Below are 24,092 nucleotides of genomic sequence, written 5' to 3'. Positions count from 1 at the left end.
TTAGCGGCCCATTGCCGGGATGAACTCGCAATCTATATGCACACCACAGATCCCTTGTGGGAGCGGGCTTGCTCGCGAAAGCGGTGGGTCAGCTGGCATAGGTATCGACAGTACTGCCGCCTTCGCGAGCAAGCCCGCTCCCACATGGGGTTGTGGGTGTTTGCTGGTTTTGTGCTTGCCAGACAACCTATCAACGCCAATCAAACTCAGAATCAGCAGAAACGGCAGCAGCAGCGCTTTGAGAATCCGCATGGTCTGTCCCCTCCTGGTCAATGACGATGCCTTGCATGCTAAAACCCCGGCCTCCAAGGTGAGTTACTACCTTGGTACTGCACCGGCGGTACTTTCTGCATATTTCCCCATGGCCGCAGGCTTCCTATGCTGGCGCTACCTGCAATGGAGGACGTCATGCGCCGGCTCGTCAGTTACGCCCTGGTTTCTCTGCTGGCAGCGGCAACCGCTCACGCGGGCGATGCCACGCCGCTGCAAGTGCGCATCGGCTACCTGGGTTACCGTCCCGATCCGGGCCCGTTGCTGTCCAACGTCATTGCCGAACCGGCCGATGCCGGGTTGCGCGGCGCTGAACTGGCGATCGTCGACAGCAACAGCACCGGGCGTTTCCTCAAGCACGACTACCGCCTGGAAAGCGCCAGCGTCGACACGCCCGAAGCGCTGCTCCAGGCCGCCCGGGCCCAACACGACCAGGGCCTGCGATTGTTCGTGGTCAACGCACCGGCCGCCAGCCTGCGCCAACTCAGCGCCGCCCTGCCCGACAGCCTGTTGTTCAACGCCGGCAGCCCCGACGACCGCCTGCGCACCACCGACTGCCTGGGCAACGTGCTGCACAGCCTGCCCGACCGCGCCATGCTCGCCGATGCCCTGGTGCAGTTCAGCGTTGTGCGCAAATGGCAGCGGGCCTTGCTGGTCGTCGGCCAGACGCCCGAGGACCAGGCCTATGCCGCCGCATTGCGCCGGGCCACGAAACGCTTCGGCATGAAGATCGTCGCCGAGAAGGCCTGGCAGTTCGACAACGACCAGCGCCGCAGCGCCCAGGCCGACATGCCGCTGTTCACCCAGACCGCCGAGTACGACGTGGTGCTGGTGGCCGACGAGCGCGGCGACTTCGGTGAATACCTGCCCTACCAGACCTGGTACCCACGCCCAGTGGCCGGCACCCAAGGGCTGACCCCCACCGGTTGGCACAAGACCGTGGAAACCTACGGCGCGGCGCAACTGCAAAAACGCTTCGAAGCCCTGGCCGGACGCTGGATGAACGACCGCGATTTCGCCGCCTGGATTGCCGTGCGCAGCATCGCCAGCGCCGTGAGCAAGTTGCGTCAGGACGACCCACTTGCCATCCACCAACTGGCCCTCAGCGACCAGTTGCCCCTGGACGGGTTCAAGGGTCGCAAGCTCAGCTACCGGCCCTGGAACGGCCAGTTGCGCCAACCGATTCCCCTGGTCCAACCCCGGGCACTGGTCAGCACCTCGCCCCAGGACGGTTTTCTGCACCCTTCCAATGAAATGGACAGCCTGGGCTATGACCAGCCCGAAGTGAGCTGCCGTTACCCCTGATCGATAACAACAATAAGGAAAACCGCCATGCGCCGCTCCCTGATTTACCCGGCCCGGCTCTGCCCGACCCGGTTATGCAAAGCCCTCGCCCTGGGCGCCGCGTTACTCGCCGCTGGCCCCTGCGCCGCCGCCAGCATCGCCTGGGTCTCCAACGAGAAAGACAACAGCCTGAGCCTGATCGACATGCAGAGCCTGGAAGTCATCGAGACGCTGCCGGTGGGCCAACGCCCCCGAGGCCTGCTGCTGTCCCATGACAATCGCCTGCTGTACATCTGCGCCAGCGACTCGGACCGGGTCCAGGTGATGGACGTCGCCACCCGCAAGATCATCAAGGAACTGCCCTCCGGCAAGGACCCCGAGCAGTTCGCCCTGCACCCCAACGACCGCTGGCTGTATGTCTCCAACGAAGACGATGCCCTGGTCACGGTGATCGACACCCAGACCTCCGAAGTACTGGGCCAGATCGGCGTGGGTGTCGAGCCCGAAGGCATGGCCGTCAGCCCCGACGGCAAGTGGGCGGTCAACACCAGCGAAACCACGAACATGCTGCACTGGATCGACACCAGCACCCAGACCCTGACCGACAACACCCTGGTGGACCAGCGTCCACGTTTCGTCGAGTTCAATCGCGACGGTACACAGCTCTGGGCCTCGGCGGAGATCGGCGGCACGTTGACCGTGCTCGACGTAGCGACGCGCAAGATCCTCAAGACCCTGACGTTCCAGATCAAGGGCGTGCACCCGGACAAGGTCCAACCGGTGGGCATCAAGCTCAGTGCCGACGGCAAACTGGCGTTCGTCGCCCTGGGCCCGGCCAACCATGTGGCGGTGATCGACGCCAAGACCTTCGAAGTGCTGGATTACCTGCTGGTGGGCCGGCGGGTCTGGCAACTGGCGTTCACCCCGGACCAGAAGCAGCTGCTGGCGACCAACGGTGTCAGCGGCGATGTCTCAGTGATCGATGTAGACAGCCGTAAGGTCCTGAAGTCGGTGAAAGTCGGACGCTACCCTTGGGGCGTGGTGGTCACGCCATGAACGCCCTGGAGGTCAGCGACCTGAGCTTTGCCTATGGCGCGCGCGAAGCCCTCAAGCAGATGAGTTTCAGCTTGCCGGCCGGACGTTTCGCCGCGCTGCTGGGACCCAACGGCGCTGGCAAGTCGACGCTGATCGCCCTGCTCACACGCCTCTACGACCTGCAACGCGGCGAGATCCGCATCGGTGGTCATTCCCTGCAGAAATCACCAAGACCGGCCTTGCGCCAGTTGGGCGTGGTGTTCCAACAGAGCACCCTGGACCTGGACCTGAGCATTGAACAGAACCTGCGCTATCACCTGGCGTTGCACGGATTTTCGCGGCGCCAGGGCAGCGCCCGCATCGACGCCGAACTGACCCGCCAGCACCTGACCGAGCGGCGCCATGAACGGGTGCGCGACCTCAACGGTGGCCATCGACGCCGGGTTGAGATCGCCCGCGCGCTGCTCCACGAACCACGCCTATTGCTGCTCGACGAACCCAGCGTCGGCCTTGATCCGGCCAGCCGCCTCGCCCTGGGCCTGCACATCCGGCAACTGTGCAGCGAGCAAGGCATCAGCGTGCTCTGGACCACTCACCTGCTGGACGAAGTGCAGCCCAGCGACGACCTGTTGATCGTGCATCAGGGCCGCCTGGTTGCCAGCGGACAGGCCGACGCGGTGAGCCTGGAACACGGCGGCAGCCTCGGCTCGGCCTTCACCCGCTTGACCACCTCGGGAGCCCGGCCATGAACGCGTACTGGCATTGTTTCAGCGGTATCGTAACGCGCGAATGGCTGCGCTTCGTGCTGCAACGCACACGGTTGCTCAGCGCACTGGTACGCCCCCTGCTGTGGCTGCTGGTGTTCGCCGCCGGTTTTCGCGCGGCACTGGGCATCGCCATCATCGCGCCCTACGACACCTACATCCCCTATGAGGTGTACATCGTGCCTGGGCTGGCCTGCATGATCCTGTTGTTCAACGGCATGCAGGGCTCGCTGTCGATGGTCTACGACCGGGAAATGGGCAGCATGCGCGTATTGCTCACCAGCCCCCTGCCCCGGGCGTTCCTGCTGGCGAGCAAGTTGCTGGCGACCTCGCTGATCTCGCTGTTGCAGGTCTATGCCTTTCTCGCCATCGCCTGGCTGTACGGCATCCAGCCACCGACTCTTGGTCTGCTGCTGGCCCTCCCGGCCTTGCTGCTGGTGGCCCTGATGCTCAGCGCCCTGGGCCTGTTGTTGTCCAATGCCATCCGGCAACTGGAGAACTTCGCCGGCGTAATGAATTTCGTGATCTTCCCGATGTTCTTCCTGTCTTCGGCGCTGTACCCACTGTGGAAAATGCAGGAAGCCAGCCCTTGGCTGTACTGGCTCTGCGCGGTCAGCCCGTTCACCCATGGCGTGGAGTTGGTGCGTTTTGCGCTGTACGAGCAGTTCAACCTGCTGGCGATGACGGTGTGCGTGGGGTTGACCCTGGTGTTTGCGCTGCTGGCGGTGTGGACGTTCAATCCGCAGCATGCGGCGTTGCGCAAGGCAGGCAGCTAACGCCTCATTGCACAGACAATCTGTGGGAGCATGTTCTCCATGTCACGCGGGTCTTTAGCACTCAAATTACTACTTTAGTACTGGTTTTCCTGTCTATGGTCGCATTCACAAGACCTCGACCCTGGCATGTAATGGGCGCATAACAAAAAGGATAAATCCTATGCCCCGTTTACTGGCAATCCTCTTGCTGGGCCTGGCGCTGAATGTCGCGCAGGCCGATACCACGCTGTTTTCAGCACAGGGCTATCGCATCGCCCAATACCGCAGCCCGACGCCCGCCACCGTCGACGGCGCCCAGACCCTCGACACCCAGGCCCTGCAACGTCTGCTCGGTCAAGCCCAGCCTCCGGTGCTGATCGACGTTTATCGTCGGCCGTGGCTCCAGGGGCGTTTCATCGACAACGAACCCCATGCCAACCTCCCCGGCAGCCTGTGGCTGGCCAATACCGGTGACGGCTATCTCGACCCAAGCTGGCAGGACTATTTCAGCCGTCACCTGCACGCTGCCACCGGCGGCCGGCTGGATCTACCGCTGGTCTTTTATTGCCGCGCCGATTGCTGGCTGAGCTGGAACGCGGTAAAACGCGCCGCCGCCATGGGCTATAACCATGTGTACTGGTATCGCGATGGCCTCGATGCCTGGGAGGCGGCCAACCTGCCCCTGCAAGCGGCCCGGCCCGAACCCTTTCCCTGATCTTGCAAGAAGTGCGTGCAACTGCCCTGCCCTACACGACAATAACGAGGTGAATGGCCATGTACAAAATCCTGATAGCCGACGATCACCCACTGTTTCGCGAAGCCATCCACAACGTCATCAGCGACGGTTTTCCTGGCAGCGAGGTCATGGAGACCGCCGACCTGGACAGTGCCCTGGCCTTGACCGCCGAGCATGACGACCTGGACCTGATCCTGCTGGACCTGAACATGCCCGGCATGCACGGGCTCAATGGCCTGATCAACCTGCGCAACGAGGCACCGACCATCCCCGTGGTGATTGTCTCCGCCGAGCAGGACAAGCAAGTGGTGCTGCAGGCGATCACCTATGGCGCGGTGGGTTTCATCACCAAATCCTCGCCACGCTCGCAGATGACCGACGCCATCGAGCAGATCCTCAACGGCAACGTGTATCTGCCGCCCGACATCATTCGCACGCAAAAAAGCCCGATGGGCCGGCGCCTGAACGAAAACCCGAGCTTCCCACCGGAGCTGCTCCAGGCCTTGACCCGCAAGCAACTGCTGGTGCTCGAACGCATGACCAAGGGCGAGTCGAACAAGCAGATCGCCTACACCCTGGACATCGCCGAAACCACGGTCAAGGCCCACGTCTCGGCGATCCTGCGCAAACTCAATGTGCACAACCGGGTGCAGGCGATCCTCAGTGCCGGGGATATTGATTTCGGGGCTTACCTGCGGCGTTGAACCGCTGAACGCTACAGGGACAGGGTGAACAACTCTGTGGCGAGGGAGCTTGCTCCCGCTGGGCTGCGAAGCAGCCCCATCCTGCTAACTGAGTAAACCGGATACACCGAGGTGCCTGGGTTTGGGGGCGCTTCGCGCCCCAGCGGGAGCAAGCTCCCTCGCCACAAAATGGGTCGGGCTCAATGGCTCTGGGTCTGGCCCAACAAATGACTCATCGCAATCTTCAGCTTCATCGGCCGCACCGGCTTGTGCATCAGGGTGTGCCCGCGTTCGCGGATCTGCTGCTTGAGCTCGTTGCTGTAGTTGGCGGTGATCATCATGGCCGGGATCGGTGAGGCCCGGCGGGCGTTGATCCGGGCCACCGCATCGACGCCGTTCTGATCGTTGTCCAGGTGATAATCGGCGATCAGCAGGTCGGCCTCGGCGTGGTAGTTGTCCACCTGGCGGGCCAGGTCCTGCTCCGACAACGCGGTCACTACCTGGCAACCCCAGCCCTCCAGCAAAGTACGCATACCAGCGCAGATCGCCGCATCGTTATCCAGCACCCAGACCCGCGCCCCACGCAGGCGTTCGAGCATCGGTTCGCTCATGCCCAGGCACGGCAGCGGTTTGGGCGCGGTGGCGCTCAGCGGCACGTCGATAGAGAACATCGAGCCCTTGCCCGGCCAGGAGCGCACCTGGATCCGGTGCCCGAGGATCCCGGCAATTTTCTCGACAATCGCCAGGCCCAGGCCCAACCCACGGTCCTGGTTCGGGCGCTGCACGTCGCCGCGCTTGAACTCCTGGAATATTTCCTCCAGGCGGTTCTCGGCAATGCCGATGCCGCTGTCCCAGACCTGGATCGACACGCGCTGACGGTGTCGCCGGCAGCCCAGCACCACCCGGCCACTGGGGGTGTAGCGAATGGCATTGGTCAGCAGATTGCGCAGAATCCGCGCGAGCAATTGCATGTCGCTGCGCACCAGCACCGAACAACCGACAAAGTGCAGCGCCAGCCCTTCGCTGCGGGCGATCTGGGCGTATTCGGCGGCCAGGTTGTCGAGCAGCTCGCTGAGGGCGAACGGCGCGACATCGGCCTTGATCACCCCGGCGTCCAACTTGGAGATGTCCACCAGGGTGCCCAGCAGGTTCTCCACGTCCTGCAGCGAATTGCTGACGTTGCGCACCAGTTGTGCGTTGGCGACCGGCTCGCGGCGCTCAAGCAAGGCACTGGTGAACAGTCGGGCGGCGTTGAGTGGTTGCAGCAGGTCATGACTGACCGCTGCGAGAAATTTGGTCTTCGACAGGTTGGCCTGCTCGGCCTCACGCTTGGCCTCCCGCAGACGCAATTCCACCCGGCTGCGCTCGTCGATCTCGCGCAGCAACTGCTCGTTGAGGGTGGTCAGTTCGGCCGTGCGCTCCTGGACCCGCTGTTCCAGGTTCTGGTAGGCCTGGTGCAGCGCTTCAGCAGTGCGCCGGCGTTCGGTGATGTCGCGGATCAGCACGAAAATCCCCACCACTTCGCCGTTGGCCAGGCGGTTGGGTACATAGGAGCGCAGCATGTAGCGCTCCTGGTTGTTGATGTTGGTCTCGGCGAATTCGAAGGTGACGCTCTCACCCGCCAACGCCCGCGCCACGTAGGCCTCCAGGCGCTGGTAATGCTGCTCGCTATGGGCTTCGCGCAGGCTCTGGCCGAGCATCACGCCACGGGGCCAGCAATACCATTGCTCGTAGACCTTGTTGGTGAATTCGTAGACCAGGTCGGCGTTGAGGTAGGCGATCAGCGCCGGCACATGGTCGGTGATCAGGCGAATCCAGCGTTCGCTTTCGCTCAGCGCCTCGGCGTGCTGGTAGCGTTCGGTGATGTCGGTGAAGGTGTTGACGTAGCCGCCAGTGGGCAAGGGATGCGTACGGATCTCCAGGACCCGGCCATCCGACAGGCGCTGCTCGGATTCGTGGATCAGCCGGCCGTTGCTGTCGCGACTGGCTGGGGTCAGCAGTTGCAACTCACTGTCGCCGATCACTTCATTGAACGGCCGGTGGGCCGCTACCGGTGCCAGGCCACTGAGTTCGAGAAAACGTCGGTTCCACAGCTCCAGCACGCCTTGGGCGTTGACCATCGCCACGCCCTGGGACAGGTTGTCCACCGCCCGCTGCAACAGGTGGGATTTCTGCGCGATGGCCTGCTCGCGGCGCACGGTTTCACTGAGCTTGACGTCGGTGATGTCGGTAAACAGGATTACCCGGCCGCCCTCCTGGGTCGGCCGCTCGCTGACTTGCAACCAACGTCCGTTCTGCAAGCGGTACAGCACGTGCTCGTCGGCCTGGCCCCGGGGTTCTTCGCTGAACAGCCCGTTGGCGGTCATCAAGCGCTTGACCTCGGAAAGACGCATGCCGGCGATGATGCGCACCCGGCTGTTGGCCCAGAAGGCCTTGAAGCGGCTGTTGAACAGGACAATGCGTTGCTGCTCGTCGAACAGCACAAACGCATCGGAGATGCTTTCGATGGCGTCGATCAGGTGCCGGTGGGCGGTTTCTGCCCGCAGCCGTGCCTCGCCCAGCAAGTGATTGCCGGCCTTGAGTTCAGCCATGGCCTGGTTCAACGCATCGGTGCGCTCGCGCACCTGCTCGGCCAGCACCACCGAGTGCTGGAACGCCGCATACGGGTCGTTGCCCCGGGTTACGCCGGACTCCACCCGTTCGATCAGCGCCTCGTTGATGCGCCGCAACTTGCGGTTTTCATGCTGCTGGGCAGCGAGCTGGGCCTGCAGCTCAGCGATGGCCGGGGACGCGATGTCGGGCAATGGCAACTCCGGTGAACGTCTGGTTGATGTGCATGCCATTGAACTGTTCTCCATAGGTGTTGAACCCCATCACCCGTTGTTCGCGCAGGAACTGGCCGATCTGCTCCAGGCCGCCGCGGTCTTCCAGCTCCAGGCGCCGGAGGAAGCAATCGCAGCCGATGGTCAGCAACAGGTCACCGAGACGGGCCTGCAAACCGTCGAACAGCGTTTGCAGGTTGTGCAGCAAGGGCCCGGGGGTCATCGCCGTGAGAACGATGCCGTTCTCCACCGCACAGTAGAAACTCAGGCTCAGGTCCGAGTGCACCTGCTGAATGGCCCGCACGTAGTACTGGTCGTTGATGCGCACCGCCAGTGGATGAGCGGCGAATACCCGATAGTCGAGGGCGCTCACCGGCACGCCGATGTGCCGGGCGTATTCTTCGGCAGCGGGTTCGGCGTTGAGCTCGTAGACCCGTCGCAAGGCGCTGTCGGCGCCGGTCACCACCAGTTTCTCCTCCCGGGGCAGGATGTGATGGGTGGTGAAGACTTCGAATTCCAGCCAGGTATTGATCAACACCACCACCGCCGCGCCACTGTGGAACTGGCCTTCGAAATACACGTGGGTGTGGGTCAGGTAGTTGTCATCGCCGGCCGACCCGCCGAAATGCGGAATGTCCCCCAGCGCGGCGCTCAAGGCCGCCAGCACCATTTCCTCGCGGCTGGACAAGCCATCGAGCAGGGTCAAGGCGAAACTGTGGCCCTTGATCGGCGCCAGGGCGTTGCTGCGACAGCCGCTGGCCAGGCGCTCGACCATTTGCTGGGCGTCGATCAGGCTGAAGTGCTCCATTTCGCCGATCAGTTCGGCGGCGATGGAAAAGTGCCGGTGATCGAACCCCACCGCCGTCACACAGTTGCGGCCGTAGCCCTGGGAGGTGATTTCACCGGCGCTGGTACAGCCCACCAGGCGAATCCCGCCGAAACTCTGGGACAACGCCTGGCCCAAGGCCGGCAGGTCGTATTCGGCGGAACAGAAAAACAGCACGAAGCCCAGGTGCGGGTGCAACAACTGCCGCGCCAACTCCTGGGCTACCTGCTGGACGTCCGTCGCCTGGGACATGGCGCTCACCACACCTTCGCTCTGGGCCTGCTGCATCTTCGCCTCCGACGGGTGCGTGATAGGAGCCCTGAGTGTACGAAGCCGCGGCGGGTCGACGAATGCTACTTGGGTAGCGGGTGGACGCTTCCATGGGATGAGATTGCTCCCACAAGCGCCCCTGCCACAAGCGTGGTTTGCCGAACAAGCAATATCAGTGACTCATCGGCGCCATGGCACTCGCCTGCCCCAGCAGTTTCTGGTCGATGTCTTCCAGGCGCAGCACCCGTCCGCCGGTGTCGCTGGCGAGTTTTTGTGCCGCTTGGGAGTCGGAGAACGAGGCCAGGACAACGCCCATGGCGCCTTTAAGCCCGCTGCCGATGACGAAGTAGGCGGTCCGGGCGTCGATCAGGTGGGCGTCATCCGGTGTGTCCCAATGGCTGCGGCCCATGTCGTGGACATACAGCTTGACGTCGGCTCGATGGTTTTCCGGCTGCAACCACCAGCCCAGCATCTCCGCCGGCGAGCAGAATTTCTTCACGCCCCCTGCCCCGACCGCCGCGCCCTTGGGCCCGGGGAAGTCAGTGATGACCATGCCGCACACATGGCACTCGTCACTGGGATGAAACGCCAGCGCCGCCTCGCTGGCCGCAGGTGGTTCGACCTTGCCGCAGGCCGCCAGTGCCAGGCACATCAACACCCCGACCCAAAAGCGACCTGCCTTGAAATACACCCTGTTCATCGTTGCATACTCCCTTATCAAGATTGAAATTCACGGGCACCGGCGATTGAACAGCCGATAGGCCAGCCACAACGGCACCGCCATCCACAGGCCCAGGCACAGCCAGAGCAAAGGCGCCGACACCGGCAGGTCGCTGCCCAAGGTCAGCACCGCGGCGCCGCTGGACGCCGCATCGAATCCGGACAGGTTGATCAGCCGATACACGTCAGTAGGGTTGAACAGCAGCAGCCAGGGCAACAGTTCCGGGCTGAAGCGCCCCTCGCTCAGCACCAGCAACGCCAGCAAGGCCAGGTCGAACACCAACACGAAGAAAAACCACACCCCCAGCGCCAATCCGGCCGCGGTGGATTTCTCTGCCGACAAGCTGCTCAGCACATAGGCCAGCCCGAGGAACACCCAGCCCAGCAGCGTGCTCGATACCATGAACCGACCGAAGGCCCAGAGCAGCAGGCTCAACTGGACATCGTCCACCAACAGAGCGATGGCAAGCATCGCGCAGCCAAAACCGATGAAAGTGGCCAGGGCCAGGATCAAGCCGTGCCCGACAAACTTGCCCAGCAGCAATTGGCCGCGGCCCAACGGGTAGGTCAGCAACAGCAACAAGGTGCCGCTCTCGTCCTCGCCGACAATCGCGTCATAGGCCAGCAGCAAGGCAATCAGCGGCATCAGGAAGGTCGCCAGGCTGGACAGGCTCGCCACCGTGGCCGGCACCGAGGTGAACCCCAGTTGACCGGACGCCGCCGCGCCGAGCCAGGCGATGCCGATCGCCAGCACCGCGAACAACAGGCTGATCGCCAACAACCAGCGATTGCGCAGGCCATCGCTGAATTCCTTGCGGGCCATGTTCCAGACCGGATTCATAGGCTGGTCTCCTCGGCCGCGGCACGGACCATGTAATGACGGTACAAATCCTCCAGCGACGGCGGCTTGATCTCGACATCCGACGGGTCATCCTGGGCCAGTAACTGGCGCAGCAACTTAAGCTTGCTGCCATCCGGCGCAGACACCTGCACCCCTTCGGCGCCCCAGCCTTGGGTGGCGTGCCCTTCGCTGCGCCAATGCTGGCGAAGCCAGTCGGCCCGCGACAGGCCCGAGGCGCGGATCAGCGTCGGCAGCCCGGCGTCCTCGCGCAGCCGGGCCAGGCTGCCCAGGGCCAACAGGCGACCCCGGGTAAGAATAGCGGCGCGGTTGATGTGAGCTTCCACGCCAGGCAAGACGTGAGAACAGAGAATGATGCTGGTGCCCTGCCAACGCAGGCGGTCGAGCAACTGATAGAGGTCCTGGGTGGCGATAGGGTCCAGGCCAACGGTCGGCTCATCCAGCAATAACAGGCGCGGTTGGCCGAGCAGCGCCTGGGCCAGACCGAGGCGCTGGCGCATGCCCTTGGAATACGTCTTCACGCGCCGTGTCGCGGCACCCGCCAGCCCGACCTCTTCCAGCAAACGCTGCACTTGCTCCGGTGCAGCACCTTTGAGCCGGGCAAAATGGCGCAAGGTTTCCAGTCCGCTCAGCTGCGGATAGAACATCACGTTCTCGGGCAGATAACCGAGCATCTGCCGCACGCTCGGGTCACTGGGCGCGCGGCCGAAGACACGCACCTGCCCCTCGCTGGCCCGCAGCAAGCCGAGGATCAGCTTCATCGTGGTGGTCTTGCCTGCACCGTTATGCCCGAACAGGCCGAGCACTTCGCCCTGGGCCAGGTTCAAGTCCAGCCCGCGCAGCACAGCGACATCGCCATAGTACTGGCTGACGCCTTCGATCTCGACGACGTTCAAGACGCGTCCTCCTGGGCACTGTTGCGTGGCGGGGGTTGGACAGGCGTTTCCATCAGCGGATGACTGTCCATCACCCCGGGGGATTTCATCACCGGGAAGGCTCGCTGCACCCAACGCAGCAGTTCGATCCCCGGGCTGTTCATCAACAACCTCACCTGGGGATACAGCCACAGCAGGCGATCGACATTGTCGTTGGGTTCATAGGCGACATCGCCCAAGCCATCGCCGTTGCGATCCCAGCCCAGGTAGTCGCTCCAGTAATTGCCGCGCCCGTCCGCCGACCATTCCTGCAACCGCGTGGCAACGTATTTGACCTGGCGCTGGTTATGGACGAAGGCATTGCCGGCGATGCGGTTATCCTCCGAGCCAGCCGTCAGGTGAATACCCACGGCGCTGCGCTCGAAATGGTTGCCTTCGATGCGGTTGAACAATGAGTTGTAGATGAACAGGGCCTTGCCCTCGGCGCCGGTGATCATGGTGTCGCCGGTGGACCCGTCGCGCACATCGGTGACGAAGTTGTCGCGCAGGGTCGAATAGGTGATGTAGTTCATCAGGATCCCGTAGTTCTGATCCTGTTCGGAGCGATTGCCGATGACCGTCAACTGGCGGCTTTGCATCAAGGCATAACCGGTGCGGGTACGCCGGGTGACGTTATCCAGCAGGCGGTTATCGTTGGCGAACATGTAATGCACGCCGTAGCGCAGGTCCTCCAGGACATTGCCCTGGAGCAGGTTGCCGCTGGAGGTGTCGATGTAGATGCCGTCGCGGGTTTCGCGCACCTGGTTACCGATGACCCGGGCGCCGTGTACGGCATACAAATGGATGCCATTGCCACGGTCCTGGGAGCGCAGGCTGGGGTCGCCCTGGATACGGTTGTCGATCAGGCTGACGTCCCGTGTGCCATCGACCCAGATACCGAAGCCCTGGCCCTGCATCCGGTTGCCACGCACCACAGCCCCTTGGGCGACCGGTTGGATGAACACGGCGGCATTCATGGCCGTCAGGTCGTGGCCCCAATCCAGGAACGTACAGCCCTGGATCCGCACGTTCGAGGCGCGAATGATCACGCCATTGCCCTCGCCCTGGCCCTGGAATACCGCATCCGGCGCACAGGTGAGGGTCATGGGCTGGTCGATGCTGAACGAGCCCCGGTACTGGCCTGCAGGCAAGCGCCATTGCTGGTCGCCCTCGGCCTGCAAAGGCAAATCGGTGATCGGCTGCGGCGCGCCGCGCGCGCCGCCCGACAGCAGGCAGAACACCAGGGCAATGACCGATCGATGAACGTTTGGATGCTGCATATTCCCGGTCATTGCGCCTGTCTCCCTAATGAATGACTCAGGCCTTTTCAACCAGCATGCGCCCGACCATTTCCATGTGCAGGGCGTGGCAGAACCAGCTGCAGTAGTACCAATGCAAACCGGCCTTATCAGCGATGAAGGTGATCGATGAGGTCTGTTGCGGGCTGATCTCCATACTCGCGCCGTGGTTGGTCATGACAAAGCCGTGCGACACGTCTTCGATCTGGTCGATGTTGGTGATGGTTACCGTCACCTCGTTGCCTTGCTTGACGGTGAACTCCGTCAGGCCATAGGCCGGCGCCATCGACGTCATGTACACCCGCACCTTGTTGCCGTCGCGGATGACCTTGTTGTCGGTTTCCAGGTTGATGCCGTCCTTCTTCGCCAGCTCCACGGTGCCGGCGAAGAACGGATCGTTGCGGTTCCAGATTTTCTGGGTCTTGATCTGGTCGCGCCGGGCGAGAATGCAGTCATGGGGTTCGGCGAACGCCGGGCCGTCGTGCACCAGCTTCATTTCTTCACCGGAAATGTCGATCAACTGATCGTTCTCCGGGTGCAATGGGCCGGTGGGCAGGAAGCGGTCCTTGGAGAATTTGCACAACACCACCAGCCACTTGCCGTCCGCCTCGCTGGTTTCGGTGAGGGACGCATGGTTGTGGCCAGGCTGGTACTGGACGTCGAGCTTTTGCTTGATGTAGTTGACCTTCTCGCCCTTGTAGGCGCGGATGGCCTCGTCCATGTTCCACTTCACCACCTGGCTGTCGATGAACAAGGTGGTGTAGGCATTACCGCGCCCGTCGAACGTGGTGTGCAGCGGCCCAAGCCCCAGTTCCGGCTCGGCGACGATCACTTCGCGTGGGTCCTTGAAGCGGTCGGCGAACAAGTCGTCCAGGCGATCGATGGCGATCATCGAGACCGTGGGCGACAGCTTGCCGTTGGCGATGAAGTATTTACCGTCCGACGAAGTATTGAGCCCGTGGGGGTTCTTCGGCACGGGAATGTAGCGGGTGAATTCGGAGTCCTTGCCATCGGTCTTGCGGCCATCGACCACAGGCACCTTGGAGCCGTCCAGGTTGATGAACTTGCCGGCCTTGATCGCTGCCTCGATACGCGGGATGTTGAACACTACCACCCAGTCGCGCTCGTTGCGCATCATGCCGCCCAGGTCGTAGGCCTTCTCGGAGTTGTAGCAGGTGCTGGCGGCGTATTTGCCGGTGTAGTCAGCGTCGGAGTTGTCCAGGTTGCCGTCGACGATCACCTGGAACGCCATTTCCATTTTCTCGGCATCGATGGCGTTGAACATCGTGAAGCTGTTTTTGTCCTGCAGGTCGAAGGTATGGCCGTCGTTGGGGTGCGGGATCACGAACTCAGCGTTGGCGAACACGTACTTGGTGTACGGCACCTTTTGCAGGCGCAGGCCGTGGATGGCTTGCACGTTGGGCACGGTGAGGATCTTGTCGCACTTCATGATGTCCAGGCGAATGCGCGCGACCCGAGAGTTGGCCTTGTCGTTGATGAACAGGTATTTGCCGTCGTACTTGCCGTCGGTCATGGAGATGTGCGGGTGATGGCAATCGCCGTTCTGGTACTTGGCGCTGTCGCCCAGAATGCGCTTGCTTTCGTTGGTCAGGCCCCAACCGGTGGCCGAGTCGACGTTGAACACCGGGATGCGCATCAGCTCACGCATCGACGGCACCCCCAGCACCCGCACCTCGCCCTGATGGCCGCCGCTCCAGAAACCGTAGTATTCGTCCAGCTCCCCAGGCCCGACGTGGACCTTGGACTTGGCCTCCTTGGCCGCCGCCGCCCAGGACTCACGGGTGAACGTCCCGGCCCCCAGCGCCGTCGCGCCGGCCAGTACCGCACCCGTTACCGCGCCAGTGCCGAGAAAGCTGCGCCGGCTGACACCCCTGGGTTCTTCCACCGAGCCTGGGGTTTGGTTTTCTTTATCGCTCATGCTGTGTGCTCCATGAAGAATGAAACGGTCAAGGGACAGGCCATTGGGGTGCCTCAAGGCGCCGGGTTCACCTGCACCACGGGAATCAGTTGCGGATCGGTCACGGTCGTCTTGCCGCGTTTCTTGCGCTTGTTGATCAGCGGCGGGCACTTGTTTTCGTTGTGCCAGGTCATCTGGCAGTCGAGGCAGTAATGGCATTCGTTGGCATTGATCCGGCCATCGGGATGAATCGCCTGGATCTCGCATTCCTTGGCGCACAGTTGGCAGGGGTTGCCACATTCCTTGCGGCGCTTGAGCCAGTCGAACAGTCGCAGCCGGGTCGGCATCGCCAGGGCCGCGCCCAGCGGGCAGACGTAGCGGCAATAGACCTTGCGGGTAAACAGGTTGATCACCAGCAGGCCCACTGCGTAGGCCACGAACCACCATTGGCGATCAAACCTGAGGGTGATGGCGGTCTTGAAGGGTTCCACTTCGGCCAGCCGTTCGGCGGTGGCCATCGACTCCAGCGAGACGCCGAACAACACCAGCAAAATGATGTACTTGATCGCCCACAGGCGCTCATGCACCGCGAACGGCAACTCGTATTGGGGCACCTTGAGCTTGCGCGCCAGTTCGTTGATCAACTCCTGCAACGCGCCGAACGGACACAGCCAGCCGCAGAACACCCCACGCCCCCACAGCAGGATGCTGCCGGCGGTGAACACCCAGAGGATGAAGATCAGTGGATCGGTGAGGAACAGCTCCCAGCGAAAGCCTTCGAACAAGGCGTGGACGAAGGTCAGCACGTTTACCACCGACAACTGGGCCAAGGCGTAGCCGCCGAGAAACACTACCGTGAAGACCAGGTAACCGCGGCGCAGCCAATGCAACAGCGTCGGCCGCCGGGCCAGTGAGTCCTGGAAAAACAGGATCGCCGTCAGCACCAGCAACGCGGCCCCAAGCACGCTGATTTCGACACTCTTCTGATACCAGAGCGTCAGCCACATCGGCCGGTTGGCTTCTTCGGCCGCCGCCAGTTGCTCGGCGGTCGGCAATGGCCGCTCCAGGTAGGGTTCCGGTAACTGATAGGCCAGCTCGAAGCTGCTGAAGGTGCCGCTGACCGGTCCGGTCTGACGGCGCACCAGCAGCTCCAGGTTCCAGGGCGAACCGGGGTCGAAACGGTGGGAGGCGCGGATGATGAAAATCGCCATTTCATCGAAGTCCGGCATGTCGTCGAGGGCCACATCATTCAGGCGCTGAAAATCCAGGTCGCGAAAGCTGATGGTGTCGCCGGACTGACGCAGCTGCACCCGGTCGAAGATGCCGCCACGCACGTATCCCGAGCCCTTGAAGGAATAACGACCGCTGCCCATCACCGCGATGGCCTGCTCGCCCGGCTTGAGCTCGGCCATCAGTGTGCGGTATTGCGCCTCACCCAGCAGGTTGCGGCCGATGGTGGGCGGATTAAGGTGGGTGGCATAGAGGTCGATGAAGGTGTCGTTCACCTGCTCGCCGCTGGCGGTTTCGACCTGTTCGGCCTCGGTGCCCTTGAAGGACGCGTCGACCTGGCCACGGGTCAGAAGCAGACGGCGGATAGCGCCGTTGCCAGTCAGGGTCTTCCAGTCGGCGGGCTGGTAGATGTCCTCGCGCACACGCGCTGGCGCCACGGCCAACCCCGCATCGCCCTTGACCAGGCCCAGGGACACCGCGACATCGTGGGCGGCACGCATGATGACCTCGTTGACCACCATCGCCGTCACGGTAGCCCCGGCGATGGCATCCACGGTCACGGCATTCGGGTCGCTGGAATGCCCCACCACCACTCGCTGATTGACCTTGATGCCGCTGTAGCGTGCGCTGAACGCGTGAAGTTTTTCTTCGGCGATGCCGATCAGCAGAATCGGCTCATGGTGTTCGAGCACATAGGCATCGAGGATCACCCCGGCAGGATCGAGAATGACCTGGACGTTGATCGGCTTGCCTGAATAAGCGGGAATGTCCACCACGTCCAGGCTCTGGAACACATAGCCGACGACCTTGCCTGCGGTGGACAGCTTGCGAACCTTGAAGGGCCCATCGGGCTCGGAGATCGCGTCGGTCTGGCTCAGTACGTGATGGATGCGCTGTTGTTGGATGTCACCGTAGTCCCTGGCCTGGGCCAAGCCCGTGAACAACAGCAGGAGAACGAACAGCCCAAGGGGCCAGAAGCGGGATAGGTGCAGCATCACAAAGGGAGGGGTCATGGACGCCAGGGCTTAAAGACAGGATCTTGGCGATCATGGTAGGGGCCGGCACTCTGCTGGGCCCTTGATTGAAATCAACTTGGAAAAACTTAAGCCCGTATCCGTGAACAGGTGCTCTTTTACCCAGAGTAAATTTTTATCGCACGCGAACGGTTGAACCCGGTCGCATAATTGTCAGCGCTGTGATCCAGTCCACTCTCCATTGCCATAATGCCCCGATGCATTACACCAACGTCCACAAGGAATGCCCGATGCCGCCACGCTCCGCCCCTGCTTCAACCGCCGACCTGCCGCAAGGCACCGGTTTCGTCCGGGTGCGTGGTGCCCGCGAACACAACCTCAAGAACGTCGACGTGGACATCCCCCGCGATGCGCTGGTGGTGTTTACCGGTGTGTCGGGCTCCGGCAAGTCGTCGCTGGCCTTCTCCACGCTCTACGCCGAAGCCCAGCGTCGCTACTTCGAGTCCGTCGCACCCTATGCGCGGCGCCTGATCGACCAGGTCGGCGTGCCGGACGTGGACAGCATCGAGGGCCTGCCGCCGGCAGTCGCCTTGCAGCAACAGCGCGGCACACCCAGCGCACGCTCATCGGTGGGCAGCGTCACCACCCTGTCGAGCTTGATTCGCATGCTCTACTCCCGCGCCGGCAGCTACCCGGCCGACCAACCGATGCTCTATGCCGAAGACTTCTCGCCCAACACGCCACAGGGTGCCTGCCAGCAATGCCATGGCCTGGGCCGGGTCTATGAGGTGACCGAAGCGTCCATGGTGCCGGACCCGTCGCTGACCATCCGCGAGCGCGCCGTAGCCGCCTGGCCCATGGCTTGGCAGGGCCAGAACCTGCGGGACATCCTGGTGACCCTGGGCTATGACGTCGACATCCCCTGGCGCGACCTGCCGAAAAAGCAAAGGGACTGGATTCTCTTCACCGAAGAAACCCCGACCGTTCCCGTCTACGCGGGACTGACGCCGGCCCAGACCCGCGCCGCTCTCAAACGCAAGCTCGAACCGAGTTACCAGGGCACGTTCAGCGGCGCCCGACGCTACCTGCTGCACACATTCATGCATTCGCAAAGCGCGCAGATGCGCAAACGCGTGGCGCAATACATGCGCGCCAGCCCCTGCCCGGTGTGCGAGGGCAAGCGCCTCAAACGCCAGGCGCTGACCGTGACCTTTGCCGGCCTGGACATCGCCGAGTTGTCGCACCTGCCGCTGCTTGAACTGGCCGAGGTGCTCAAGCGTGTCCTGGCGCCCAACTACCTTGCACAGGCCGAAGAAACAGGGGATGTCCTCAGCCACCAGCAAACCCGAGAGGCCCGTGAGCAACGCGCCGCCAGGGGCGATAATCCCCATGCGGGCGGGCCCGACGCCCGCCACACGCCCAACCTCTCCCTGGAGAAACGCCTGGCCGCCCAGCGCATCGCCGCCGAGCTGCTGGAACGAATCACCACCCTCATCGACCTGGGCCTCGGCTACCTCGCCCTGGAGCGCAGCACTCCGACGCTTTCGTCCGGCGAACTGCAACGCCTGCGCCTAGCGACCCAGCTCAATTCCCAGTTGTTCGGCGTGATCTACGTGCTGGACGAACCCTCCGCCGGCCTACACCCGGCCGACAGCGAAGCGCTGTTTGGCGCCCTGCAACGCCTCAAGGCAGCGGGCAACTCGGTGTTTGTGGTCGAACATGACCTTGATACCATGCGCCGCGCCGACTGGCTCATCGACGTCGGCCCGGACGCCGGCGAACAAGGTGGAAAAGTCCTCTACAGCGGGCCGCCGGCAGGCCTTGGCCAAGTGCCTGAATCACGCACCCGAGGCTACCTCTTTGGTGAAGAACACATTGCGGCACGCAGTTCCCGAGTGCCCAGGGATTGGCTGCGCCTGGAAGGCATCACCCGCAACAACCTCGACAACCTGAGCGCGGCCTTCCCCTTGGGCTGCTTCACCGCCGTGACCGGCATCTCCGGCTCAGGCAAATCCAGCCTCGTCAGCCAGGCCCTGCTGGATCTGGTCGGCGCCCACCTGGGCCAGGCCAGCCCCAACGCCGAACCCGATGAGCAAAGCCTGGAAGACGAACCCGTGCAAACCAGCGACGGGCGCGTTACCGCCGGGCTCGAGGCGGTCAAGCGGCTGGTGCAGGTGGACCAGAAACCCATCGGCCGCACCCCGCGCTCCAACCTCGCCACCTACACCGGGCTGTTCGACCATGTGCGCAAACTGTTCGCCGCGACGGCGCAGGCGCAAGCACTGGGATTCGATGCCGGACGGTTTTCCTTCAACGTCGCCAAGGGCCGTTGCGAGACCTGCGAAGGTGAAGGTTTCGTCAGCGTGGAATTGTTGTTCATGCCCAGCGTGTACGCGCCCTGCCCCACCTGCCACGGCGCGCGCTACAACCCGCAGACCCTGGCGGTGAGCTGGCAAGGCCTGGACATTTCCCAAGTGCTGCAGCTGACCGTGAATCAGGCACTCGAGGTGTTTGCCGAGCAAGCGGCGGCCCGGCGCTCATTGCAAGTGCTACAGGATATCGGACTGGGCTACCTGCGCCTGGGCCAACCGGCCACGGAACTGTCCGGCGGCGAAGCCCAGCGGATCAAGCTGGCGACAGAACTGCAGCGCAAAGCCCGGGGGGCGACGTTGTATGTGTTGGATGAACCCACCAACGGGCTGCACCCCCAGGACGTCGACCGTTTGTTGGTACAGCTGAATCGCCTGGTGGAGGAAGGTCACACGGTGGTTGTGGTGGAACATGACATGCGCGTCGTGGCACAGAGTGACTGGGTCATCGATGTCGGCCCGGGCGCGGGCTCCCAGGGCGGGAACGTCGTGGCCTGCGGGGCTCCGGAGGAAGTCGCGGCCTGCCGGGAAAGCCGGACGGCGGAGTTTCTGAAAAGGGCTTTGCAGCCTGGAAGATAAAACCTGGCCCACATCCCCGTGGCGAGGGAGCTTGCTCCCGCTGGGGTGCGAAGCGTCCCCAATGAAACTGACGACATCAACCTGATACACCTCGGTGACTGGCCTTGGGGCTGCTACGCAGCCCAGCGGGAGCAAGCTCCCTCGCCACAAGAGCGGTTATCAGACCGTACGCGAATACTGAACCGTCTGGTCCGCCCCCAGGTACGCGTCGAACGCCATGGCCACGTTGCGCATCATCAATTGCCCCTGGGGCAGCAACACCAGCTCGTCGTCACGAAGGTCCAGCAACCCATCGCGCACCAGCTCCTGGAGCCGGTCCAGGGCATCGGCGAAGTACTCGGTAAATCGAATGCCGTGGGCGCTCTCGATCCGGCCGAAATCGATGCGTGCGTGACACATCAGTTCGCTGATGACCTCCCGCCGCAGGCGATCGTCGTCGCTCAGCCGATAACCACGCTGCACCGCCAGCAAGCCTTGATCCAATCGGGCGTAATACTGGGAAAGCTCCTTGACGTTCTGGTTGTAGCTGTCGCCCACCTTGCCGATCGAGGACACCCCCAGGCCAATCAGGTCGCAGTCGGCGTGGGTGGAGTAACCCTGGAAATTGCGCTGCAGGCTGCCCTGGGCGCGGGCGCGTACCAGTTCGTCATCCGGCAAGGCAAAGTGATCCATGCCAATGTAGACGTAGCCGGCTTCAGTCAGGCGATTGATGGTCAGCTCCAGCAACTCCAGCTTGCGCTCTGGCGGCGGCATGTCTTCTGGCCGGATCATCCGTTGCGCCCGCACCCGTTGCGGCAGGTGGGCGTAGCTGTAGGCCGCGATCCGGTCCGGACGCAGGGCGATGATCTTGCTCAAGGTGACATCGAAACTGGCGATAGTCTGCAAGGGCAAGCCATAGATCAGATCGACGCTGACCGACTTGAAGCGCGCCAGGCGCGCGGCTTCCACCAGCTCGACGACCTGGGCTTCGCTTTGTACCCGATTGACGGCGATCTGCACCTGGGCATCGAAATCCTGGACGCCAAAGCTCAGGCGGTTGAACCCCAGCTGGCGCAGGCCTTGGATCTGTTGCGCATCGATGGTCCGCGGATCGACCTCGATGGAAAACTCATGGGCGTCGCTGTCGTCCATGTCGAACGACTGGTGCAGGCAGTCCATCAGGTCGGCCAGTTGCTCATGGGTCAGGTAGGTCGGCGTGCCCCCACCCAGGTGCAGTTGGGTCAGTTTGCGCGAGCGGTCGAACAAGGCCGCCTGCAGGGCAATTTCGCGCTTGAGGTAGGTCAGGTATTCGACGGCACGATGGGTCTTGCGCGTGATGATCTTGTTGCACGCGCAGTAATAGCAGAGGCTCTGGCAGAACGGGATATGGATGTACACCGATAACGACTTGGGCAGCGGCGCCTGGTTACTGCGCTGGGCAGCCTGCTGGTATTCGTCCATGGCAAAGGCCTGGTGGAACTGCGGCGCCGTCGGATAGGAGGTGTAGCGCGGCCCCGGGCGGTCGTATTTCTCCACCAGGGCACGATTGAAACCGGATGCAGCATTCATGATGGGTTCAACTTTTCAAAAGGGTGTGGGCCTGCGTCATCCAGTCCTGGGTCGAACAGATTGCAGATCGCATCGACGTTCAAGCGCCCGGCGGGCAGGATGCCGATAAACCGGCTCGACAGTTCGATCAATCCCTGGTCATGCAACACTTCCAGCGACGGCCAGACGGACGCGAAATGCTCGCGAAACACCAGGCCGAAGCGTGCCTCGATGGCCAGGATATCCAGCTCCAGGTCACAGGACAGCTGCTCGGTCACGCTCGCCTTGACCTGATCCTGCGCCTCACAGCGCCAGCCGCGACACACCGGCAATTGTCCGGCGTCCAACTGCTGGCAGTATTGATGCAGGTCGTCGGTGTTCTGCACGTACAGGTGCTCGATCTGCGTGATGGCCGACAAACCGAAGCCCACGTGATCACAGCAACCGTGACGGGTAAAACCCTGGCAATTGCGATGCAGGCGTCCGTGCTCCTGGGCCACCGCCAGGTCATCGTCGGCCCTGACGAACTGGCCCAGGCCGATGTAGTGATAACCGGCGCCAATCAGCTGTTCACAGCAGATCTGCCGCATGGCGTCCTTGTCGGCCGGGCTGCAAAACGCGCCGGCCATCCCGGCGTTTTTCGAGCGATAACGATACGGCGCGCGGGCATAGTCGAAAACGTGCAACCGGTCCGGTTCCAGTTCGATCAGCGTCGCCAGTTTCAGGGCGAAACTGCTCGGCGTCTGCCAGGCGTGGCCGTAGCCCAGGTCAATGTTGATGGAGCGAAAACCAAAGGTGCGCGCCGCATCGATCAACGAATGGATCGGTGCCGGGTTCTGGTAGCAATCGACCGACAGATCGCTGTCGACGCCAATGTCGGGCACGCCGATGCTGACATGGGTAAAACCCTGGTCACGGATCAGGCCCATGGTCGACCAATCGGTGTGGTGCAGGTCCACCTCGATGCTGTGGTCGCCGCCGTCGTATTCACTGAAGTCGAAGCGCTTGCGCAGGTCACTCATCAGCTTCTGCAGGTGAGCGATCACCGGTGTGCCACCGGTCAGGCAAAACTGCTCGACGCGCCGCCCTGCGCCCAGGTGACAACCGACCAACCCCAACTCATAGGTCAGGCGTTGCAAGTAGCCTTCGATCTCGCCGCACCGGCAGTCGCTGGCCAGGGGCGAACACGACGCCAGCCGCAAGCGCGAAGGCAGGTGCACCGCCACGGATAGGGGCCGTCGTTTCTGACGGCTGCTGCGCAACCCTCGAAGCAGGTCGAGCGAGCCGATGCCTGCGTGGAATCTACGTGTACCGACCGGACAATCGAAATCAACCACCACGGGGGCACGTCCCGAGGGTCGCTCACCGAGGGTATGGAACGGGTCGAACATGACAATCTCCGAGTGGCTGTGCGGGAGCAGTTTGTGGGGTAACCCGCCGGGTCACCTTGACCTGTATCAAGCGCCTTGGAACCACGCGCCAGCGCTTACCAGGTGATGTAGAACATGGTCTTGGCCAGCAGCACGATCGCGACCATGTGCAGGAACACGCTGGTATGGATGATGTGCACATAGCGGGCGTTCATGCGCCCGCTCCTGAACAGCCACATGGCCCAGAGGAAATGCCCCAGCACACTGCCCGCCAACAGGATCTTGAGCCCCAGCAGCAAACCGAAGGATGACTGCAACGGCTGCGACAGCACCGGCCGATAGCGCAACCAGACCATGCCAATGCCCGCGCCGAACAGCACCAGCAGTACCCACGGCATCAACTGCCGGGCGCGTTGGCTGATGCCTTGCTCCAGCAGCACCATGACCTTGGCGGGCAGTTGCTTGCGAATGCTCTCCAGGAACAGGACTTCGAAGAAAACCGTGCCGATGAACACCAGCGCGGCAAACAGGTGCAAGGTCAGAAACAGCGGATAACTCATGAGCTTCCTCGGTCGCCCTCTTCAACGGGGCGATGGTTTATTCGAGGTTATCGCGCCATCCCAAAAGTGGGGTTGATGCCAATCAAGGAAAGCGCAATGCCTGCCACACCACCAAACCCTGTGGGAGCGAGCTTTCTCGCGAAAGCGTCGGATCAGTTGCATCGAGGTTGACTGGCGCACCGCTATCGCGAGCAAGCTCGCTCCCACAGGAGAGGGCATCGTCGGCGTTGAGAAAGCGTCAACAGAACGTTACTCCTGCGCAATCTCCACACAACCGCTGATCAGTTAGTCCGGCTTTTTGACACTTTCCCCGATATGCGGTCACAACT

19 protein-coding genes are annotated in these 24,092 nt (G+C 62.8%); 7 read left to right on the top strand and 12 right to left on the bottom strand.

Going from position 1 to position 24,092, the window contains the following annotated elements; genetic code table 11:
• Nucleotides 1–252: a hypothetical protein gene (locus tag HU749_RS15375; RefSeq protein WP_046062350.1), complete on the bottom strand. Its 252-nt coding sequence runs from the start codon at nucleotides 250–252 to the stop codon at nucleotides 1–3.
• A gap of 156 nt (nucleotides 253–408) precedes the next feature.
• On the opposite strand from HU749_RS15375, the gene HU749_RS15370 reads away from it, so the two are divergent.
• The 6 genes from HU749_RS15370 (at nucleotide 409) to HU749_RS15345 (ending at nucleotide 5,548) form a co-directional block, all read left to right on the top strand.
• The gene (locus tag HU749_RS15370) at nucleotides 409–1,575 is read left to right on the top strand and encodes an ABC transporter substrate-binding protein (protein ID WP_186651036.1); all 1,167 of its coding nucleotides are present in this window, start codon (nucleotides 409–411) and stop codon (nucleotides 1,573–1,575) included.
• A 27-nt stretch (nucleotides 1,576–1,602) separates the two neighbouring features.
• Nucleotides 1,603–2,610, top strand: a complete 1,008-nt coding sequence (locus tag HU749_RS15365; RefSeq protein WP_046062348.1) for a YVTN family beta-propeller repeat protein — start codon at nucleotides 1,603–1,605, stop codon at nucleotides 2,608–2,610.
• The gene (locus HU749_RS15360) at nucleotides 2,607–3,338 is read left to right on the top strand and encodes an ABC transporter ATP-binding protein (protein ID WP_079304631.1); all 732 of its coding nucleotides are present in this window, start codon (nucleotides 2,607–2,609) and stop codon (nucleotides 3,336–3,338) included. The genes HU749_RS15365 and HU749_RS15360 overlap by 4 nt, the downstream gene beginning before the upstream one ends.
• Entirely contained in the window at nucleotides 3,335–4,129 is a 795-nt protein-coding gene (locus tag HU749_RS15355) for an ABC transporter permease (protein ID WP_079304633.1), read from the top strand. Before HU749_RS15360 ends, HU749_RS15355 begins: the two co-directional genes overlap by 4 nt.
• Before the next feature lie 160 nt (nucleotides 4,130–4,289).
• Complete coding sequence (locus HU749_RS15350; protein WP_186651038.1) at nucleotides 4,290–4,823, top strand: PQQ-dependent catabolism-associated CXXCW motif protein; 534 nt, start codon at nucleotides 4,290–4,292, stop codon at nucleotides 4,821–4,823.
• 59 nt (nucleotides 4,824–4,882) lie between these two features.
• Nucleotides 4,883–5,548 carry a response regulator transcription factor gene (locus tag HU749_RS15345; protein ID WP_014338437.1) on the top strand — a complete coding sequence of 222 codons (666 nt, stop codon included), beginning with the start codon at nucleotides 4,883–4,885 and terminating at the stop codon, nucleotides 5,546–5,548.
• Nucleotides 5,549–5,727: 179 nt separating this feature from the next.
• On the opposite strand, the gene nahK is transcribed toward HU749_RS15345, so the two are convergent.
• From nahK to nosR, 8 genes are all read right to left on the bottom strand, one after another.
• On the bottom strand, nucleotides 5,728–8,370 hold the full coding sequence (gene nahK / locus HU749_RS15340) for a hybrid sensor histidine kinase/response regulator NahK/ErcS' (protein ID WP_225919096.1): 2,643 nt from the start codon (nucleotides 8,368–8,370) through the stop codon (nucleotides 5,728–5,730).
• The gene (gene nosP / locus HU749_RS15335) at nucleotides 8,300–9,463 is read right to left on the bottom strand and encodes a nitric oxide-sensing protein NosP (RefSeq protein ID WP_186651040.1); all 1,164 of its coding nucleotides are present in this window, start codon (nucleotides 9,461–9,463) and stop codon (nucleotides 8,300–8,302) included. The genes nahK and nosP overlap by 71 nt, the downstream gene beginning before the upstream one ends.
• A 154-nt stretch (nucleotides 9,464–9,617) precedes the next feature.
• Entirely contained in the window at nucleotides 9,618–10,145 is a 528-nt protein-coding gene (locus HU749_RS15330; protein ID WP_079304641.1) for a nitrous oxide reductase accessory protein NosL, read from the bottom strand.
• 30 nt (nucleotides 10,146–10,175) lie between these two features.
• Nucleotides 10,176–11,006 carry an ABC transporter permease gene (locus HU749_RS15325; RefSeq protein WP_003201419.1) on the bottom strand — a complete coding sequence of 277 codons (831 nt, stop codon included), beginning with the start codon at nucleotides 11,004–11,006 and terminating at the stop codon, nucleotides 10,176–10,178.
• On the bottom strand, nucleotides 11,003–11,920 hold the full coding sequence (locus HU749_RS15320; protein ID WP_013693248.1) for an ABC transporter ATP-binding protein: 918 nt from the start codon (nucleotides 11,918–11,920) through the stop codon (nucleotides 11,003–11,005). Before HU749_RS15320 ends, HU749_RS15325 begins: the two co-directional genes overlap by 4 nt.
• Nucleotides 11,917–13,230, bottom strand: coding sequence for a nitrous oxide reductase family maturation protein NosD (locus HU749_RS15315; protein WP_186651041.1), 1,314 nt, complete (start codon nucleotides 13,228–13,230; stop codon nucleotides 11,917–11,919). Before HU749_RS15315 ends, HU749_RS15320 begins: the two co-directional genes overlap by 4 nt.
• Nucleotides 13,231–13,255: 25 nt before the next feature.
• Complete coding sequence (nosZ, locus tag HU749_RS15310; protein WP_046062339.1) at nucleotides 13,256–15,175, bottom strand: TAT-dependent nitrous-oxide reductase; 1,920 nt, start codon at nucleotides 15,173–15,175, stop codon at nucleotides 13,256–13,258.
• A 53-nt stretch (nucleotides 15,176–15,228) separates the two neighbouring features.
• Nucleotides 15,229–17,397 (bottom strand): transcriptional regulator NosR, encoded by a 2,169-nt coding sequence (gene nosR, locus HU749_RS15305; protein ID WP_225919095.1) that lies wholly within the window; start codon nucleotides 17,395–17,397, stop codon nucleotides 15,229–15,231.
• A gap of 251 nt (nucleotides 17,398–17,648) precedes the next feature.
• On the opposite strand from nosR, the gene HU749_RS15300 reads away from it, so the two are divergent.
• Complete coding sequence (locus tag HU749_RS15300) at nucleotides 17,649–20,306, top strand: excinuclease ABC subunit UvrA (protein ID WP_186651043.1); 2,658 nt, start codon at nucleotides 17,649–17,651, stop codon at nucleotides 20,304–20,306.
• Between the two features lie 159 nt (nucleotides 20,307–20,465).
• On the opposite strand, the gene hemN is transcribed toward HU749_RS15300, so the two are convergent.
• From hemN to HU749_RS15285, 3 genes are all read right to left on the bottom strand, one after another.
• Nucleotides 20,466–21,854 carry an oxygen-independent coproporphyrinogen III oxidase gene (hemN, locus tag HU749_RS15295; protein WP_079304649.1) on the bottom strand — a complete coding sequence of 463 codons (1,389 nt, stop codon included), beginning with the start codon at nucleotides 21,852–21,854 and terminating at the stop codon, nucleotides 20,466–20,468.
• Nucleotides 21,851–23,224 (bottom strand): oxygen-independent coproporphyrinogen III oxidase, encoded by a 1,374-nt coding sequence (locus HU749_RS15290; RefSeq protein WP_079304651.1) that lies wholly within the window; start codon nucleotides 23,222–23,224, stop codon nucleotides 21,851–21,853. Before HU749_RS15290 ends, hemN begins: the two co-directional genes overlap by 4 nt.
• Nucleotides 23,225–23,319: 95 nt before the next feature.
• On the bottom strand, nucleotides 23,320–23,763 hold the full coding sequence (locus tag HU749_RS15285; RefSeq protein ID WP_079304653.1) for a CopD family copper resistance protein: 444 nt from the start codon (nucleotides 23,761–23,763) through the stop codon (nucleotides 23,320–23,322).
• Nucleotides 23,764–24,092: the final 329 nt, after the last annotated feature.

This window comes from Pseudomonas ogarae (genome assembly GCF_014268695.2).
GTDB lineage: Bacteria > Pseudomonadota > Gammaproteobacteria > Pseudomonadales > Pseudomonadaceae > Aquipseudomonas > Aquipseudomonas kilonensis.
This window is presented reverse-complemented; position numbering and strand designations above follow the sequence as displayed.

What these genes read in the sequence shown, in the direction of transcription:
- nosZ (WP_046062339.1), bottom strand. Translation starts at nt 15,175, where the DNA reads ATGAGCGATAAAGAAAACCAAACCCCAGGCTCGGTGGAAGAACCCAGG.
- HU749_RS15375 (WP_046062350.1), bottom strand. Translation starts at nt 252, where the DNA reads ATGCGGATTCTCAAAGCGCTGCTGCTGCCGTTTCTGCTGATTCTGAGT.
- HU749_RS15360 (WP_079304631.1), top strand. Translation starts at nt 2,607, where the DNA reads ATGAACGCCCTGGAGGTCAGCGACCTGAGCTTTGCCTATGGCGCGCGC.
- HU749_RS15365 (WP_046062348.1), top strand. Translation starts at nt 1,603, where the DNA reads ATGCGCCGCTCCCTGATTTACCCGGCCCGGCTCTGCCCGACCCGGTTA.
- HU749_RS15315 (WP_186651041.1), bottom strand. Translation starts at nt 13,230, where the DNA reads ATGACCGGGAATATGCAGCATCCAAACGTTCATCGATCGGTCATTGCC.
- HU749_RS15345 (WP_014338437.1), top strand. Translation starts at nt 4,883, where the DNA reads ATGTACAAAATCCTGATAGCCGACGATCACCCACTGTTTCGCGAAGCC.
- HU749_RS15285 (WP_079304653.1), bottom strand. Translation starts at nt 23,763, where the DNA reads ATGAGTTATCCGCTGTTTCTGACCTTGCACCTGTTTGCCGCGCTGGTG.
- nosP (WP_186651040.1), bottom strand. Translation starts at nt 9,463, where the DNA reads ATGCAGCAGGCCCAGAGCGAAGGTGTGGTGAGCGCCATGTCCCAGGCG.
- HU749_RS15325 (WP_003201419.1), bottom strand. Translation starts at nt 11,006, where the DNA reads ATGAATCCGGTCTGGAACATGGCCCGCAAGGAATTCAGCGATGGCCTG.
- HU749_RS15290 (WP_079304651.1), bottom strand. Translation starts at nt 23,224, where the DNA reads ATGTTCGACCCGTTCCATACCCTCGGTGAGCGACCCTCGGGACGTGCC.
- nosR (WP_225919095.1), bottom strand. Translation starts at nt 17,397, where the DNA reads ATGACCCCTCCCTTTGTGATGCTGCACCTATCCCGCTTCTGGCCCCTT.
- HU749_RS15350 (WP_186651038.1), top strand. Translation starts at nt 4,290, where the DNA reads ATGCCCCGTTTACTGGCAATCCTCTTGCTGGGCCTGGCGCTGAATGTC.
- HU749_RS15370 (WP_186651036.1), top strand. Translation starts at nt 409, where the DNA reads ATGCGCCGGCTCGTCAGTTACGCCCTGGTTTCTCTGCTGGCAGCGGCA.
- HU749_RS15300 (WP_186651043.1), top strand. Translation starts at nt 17,649, where the DNA reads ATGCCGCCACGCTCCGCCCCTGCTTCAACCGCCGACCTGCCGCAAGGC.
- HU749_RS15330 (WP_079304641.1), bottom strand. Translation starts at nt 10,145, where the DNA reads ATGAACAGGGTGTATTTCAAGGCAGGTCGCTTTTGGGTCGGGGTGTTG.
- HU749_RS15355 (WP_079304633.1), top strand. Translation starts at nt 3,335, where the DNA reads ATGAACGCGTACTGGCATTGTTTCAGCGGTATCGTAACGCGCGAATGG.
- nahK (WP_225919096.1), bottom strand. Translation starts at nt 8,370, where the DNA reads ATGGCATGCACATCAACCAGACGTTCACCGGAGTTGCCATTGCCCGAC.
- hemN (WP_079304649.1), bottom strand. Translation starts at nt 21,854, where the DNA reads ATGAATGCTGCATCCGGTTTCAATCGTGCCCTGGTGGAGAAATACGAC.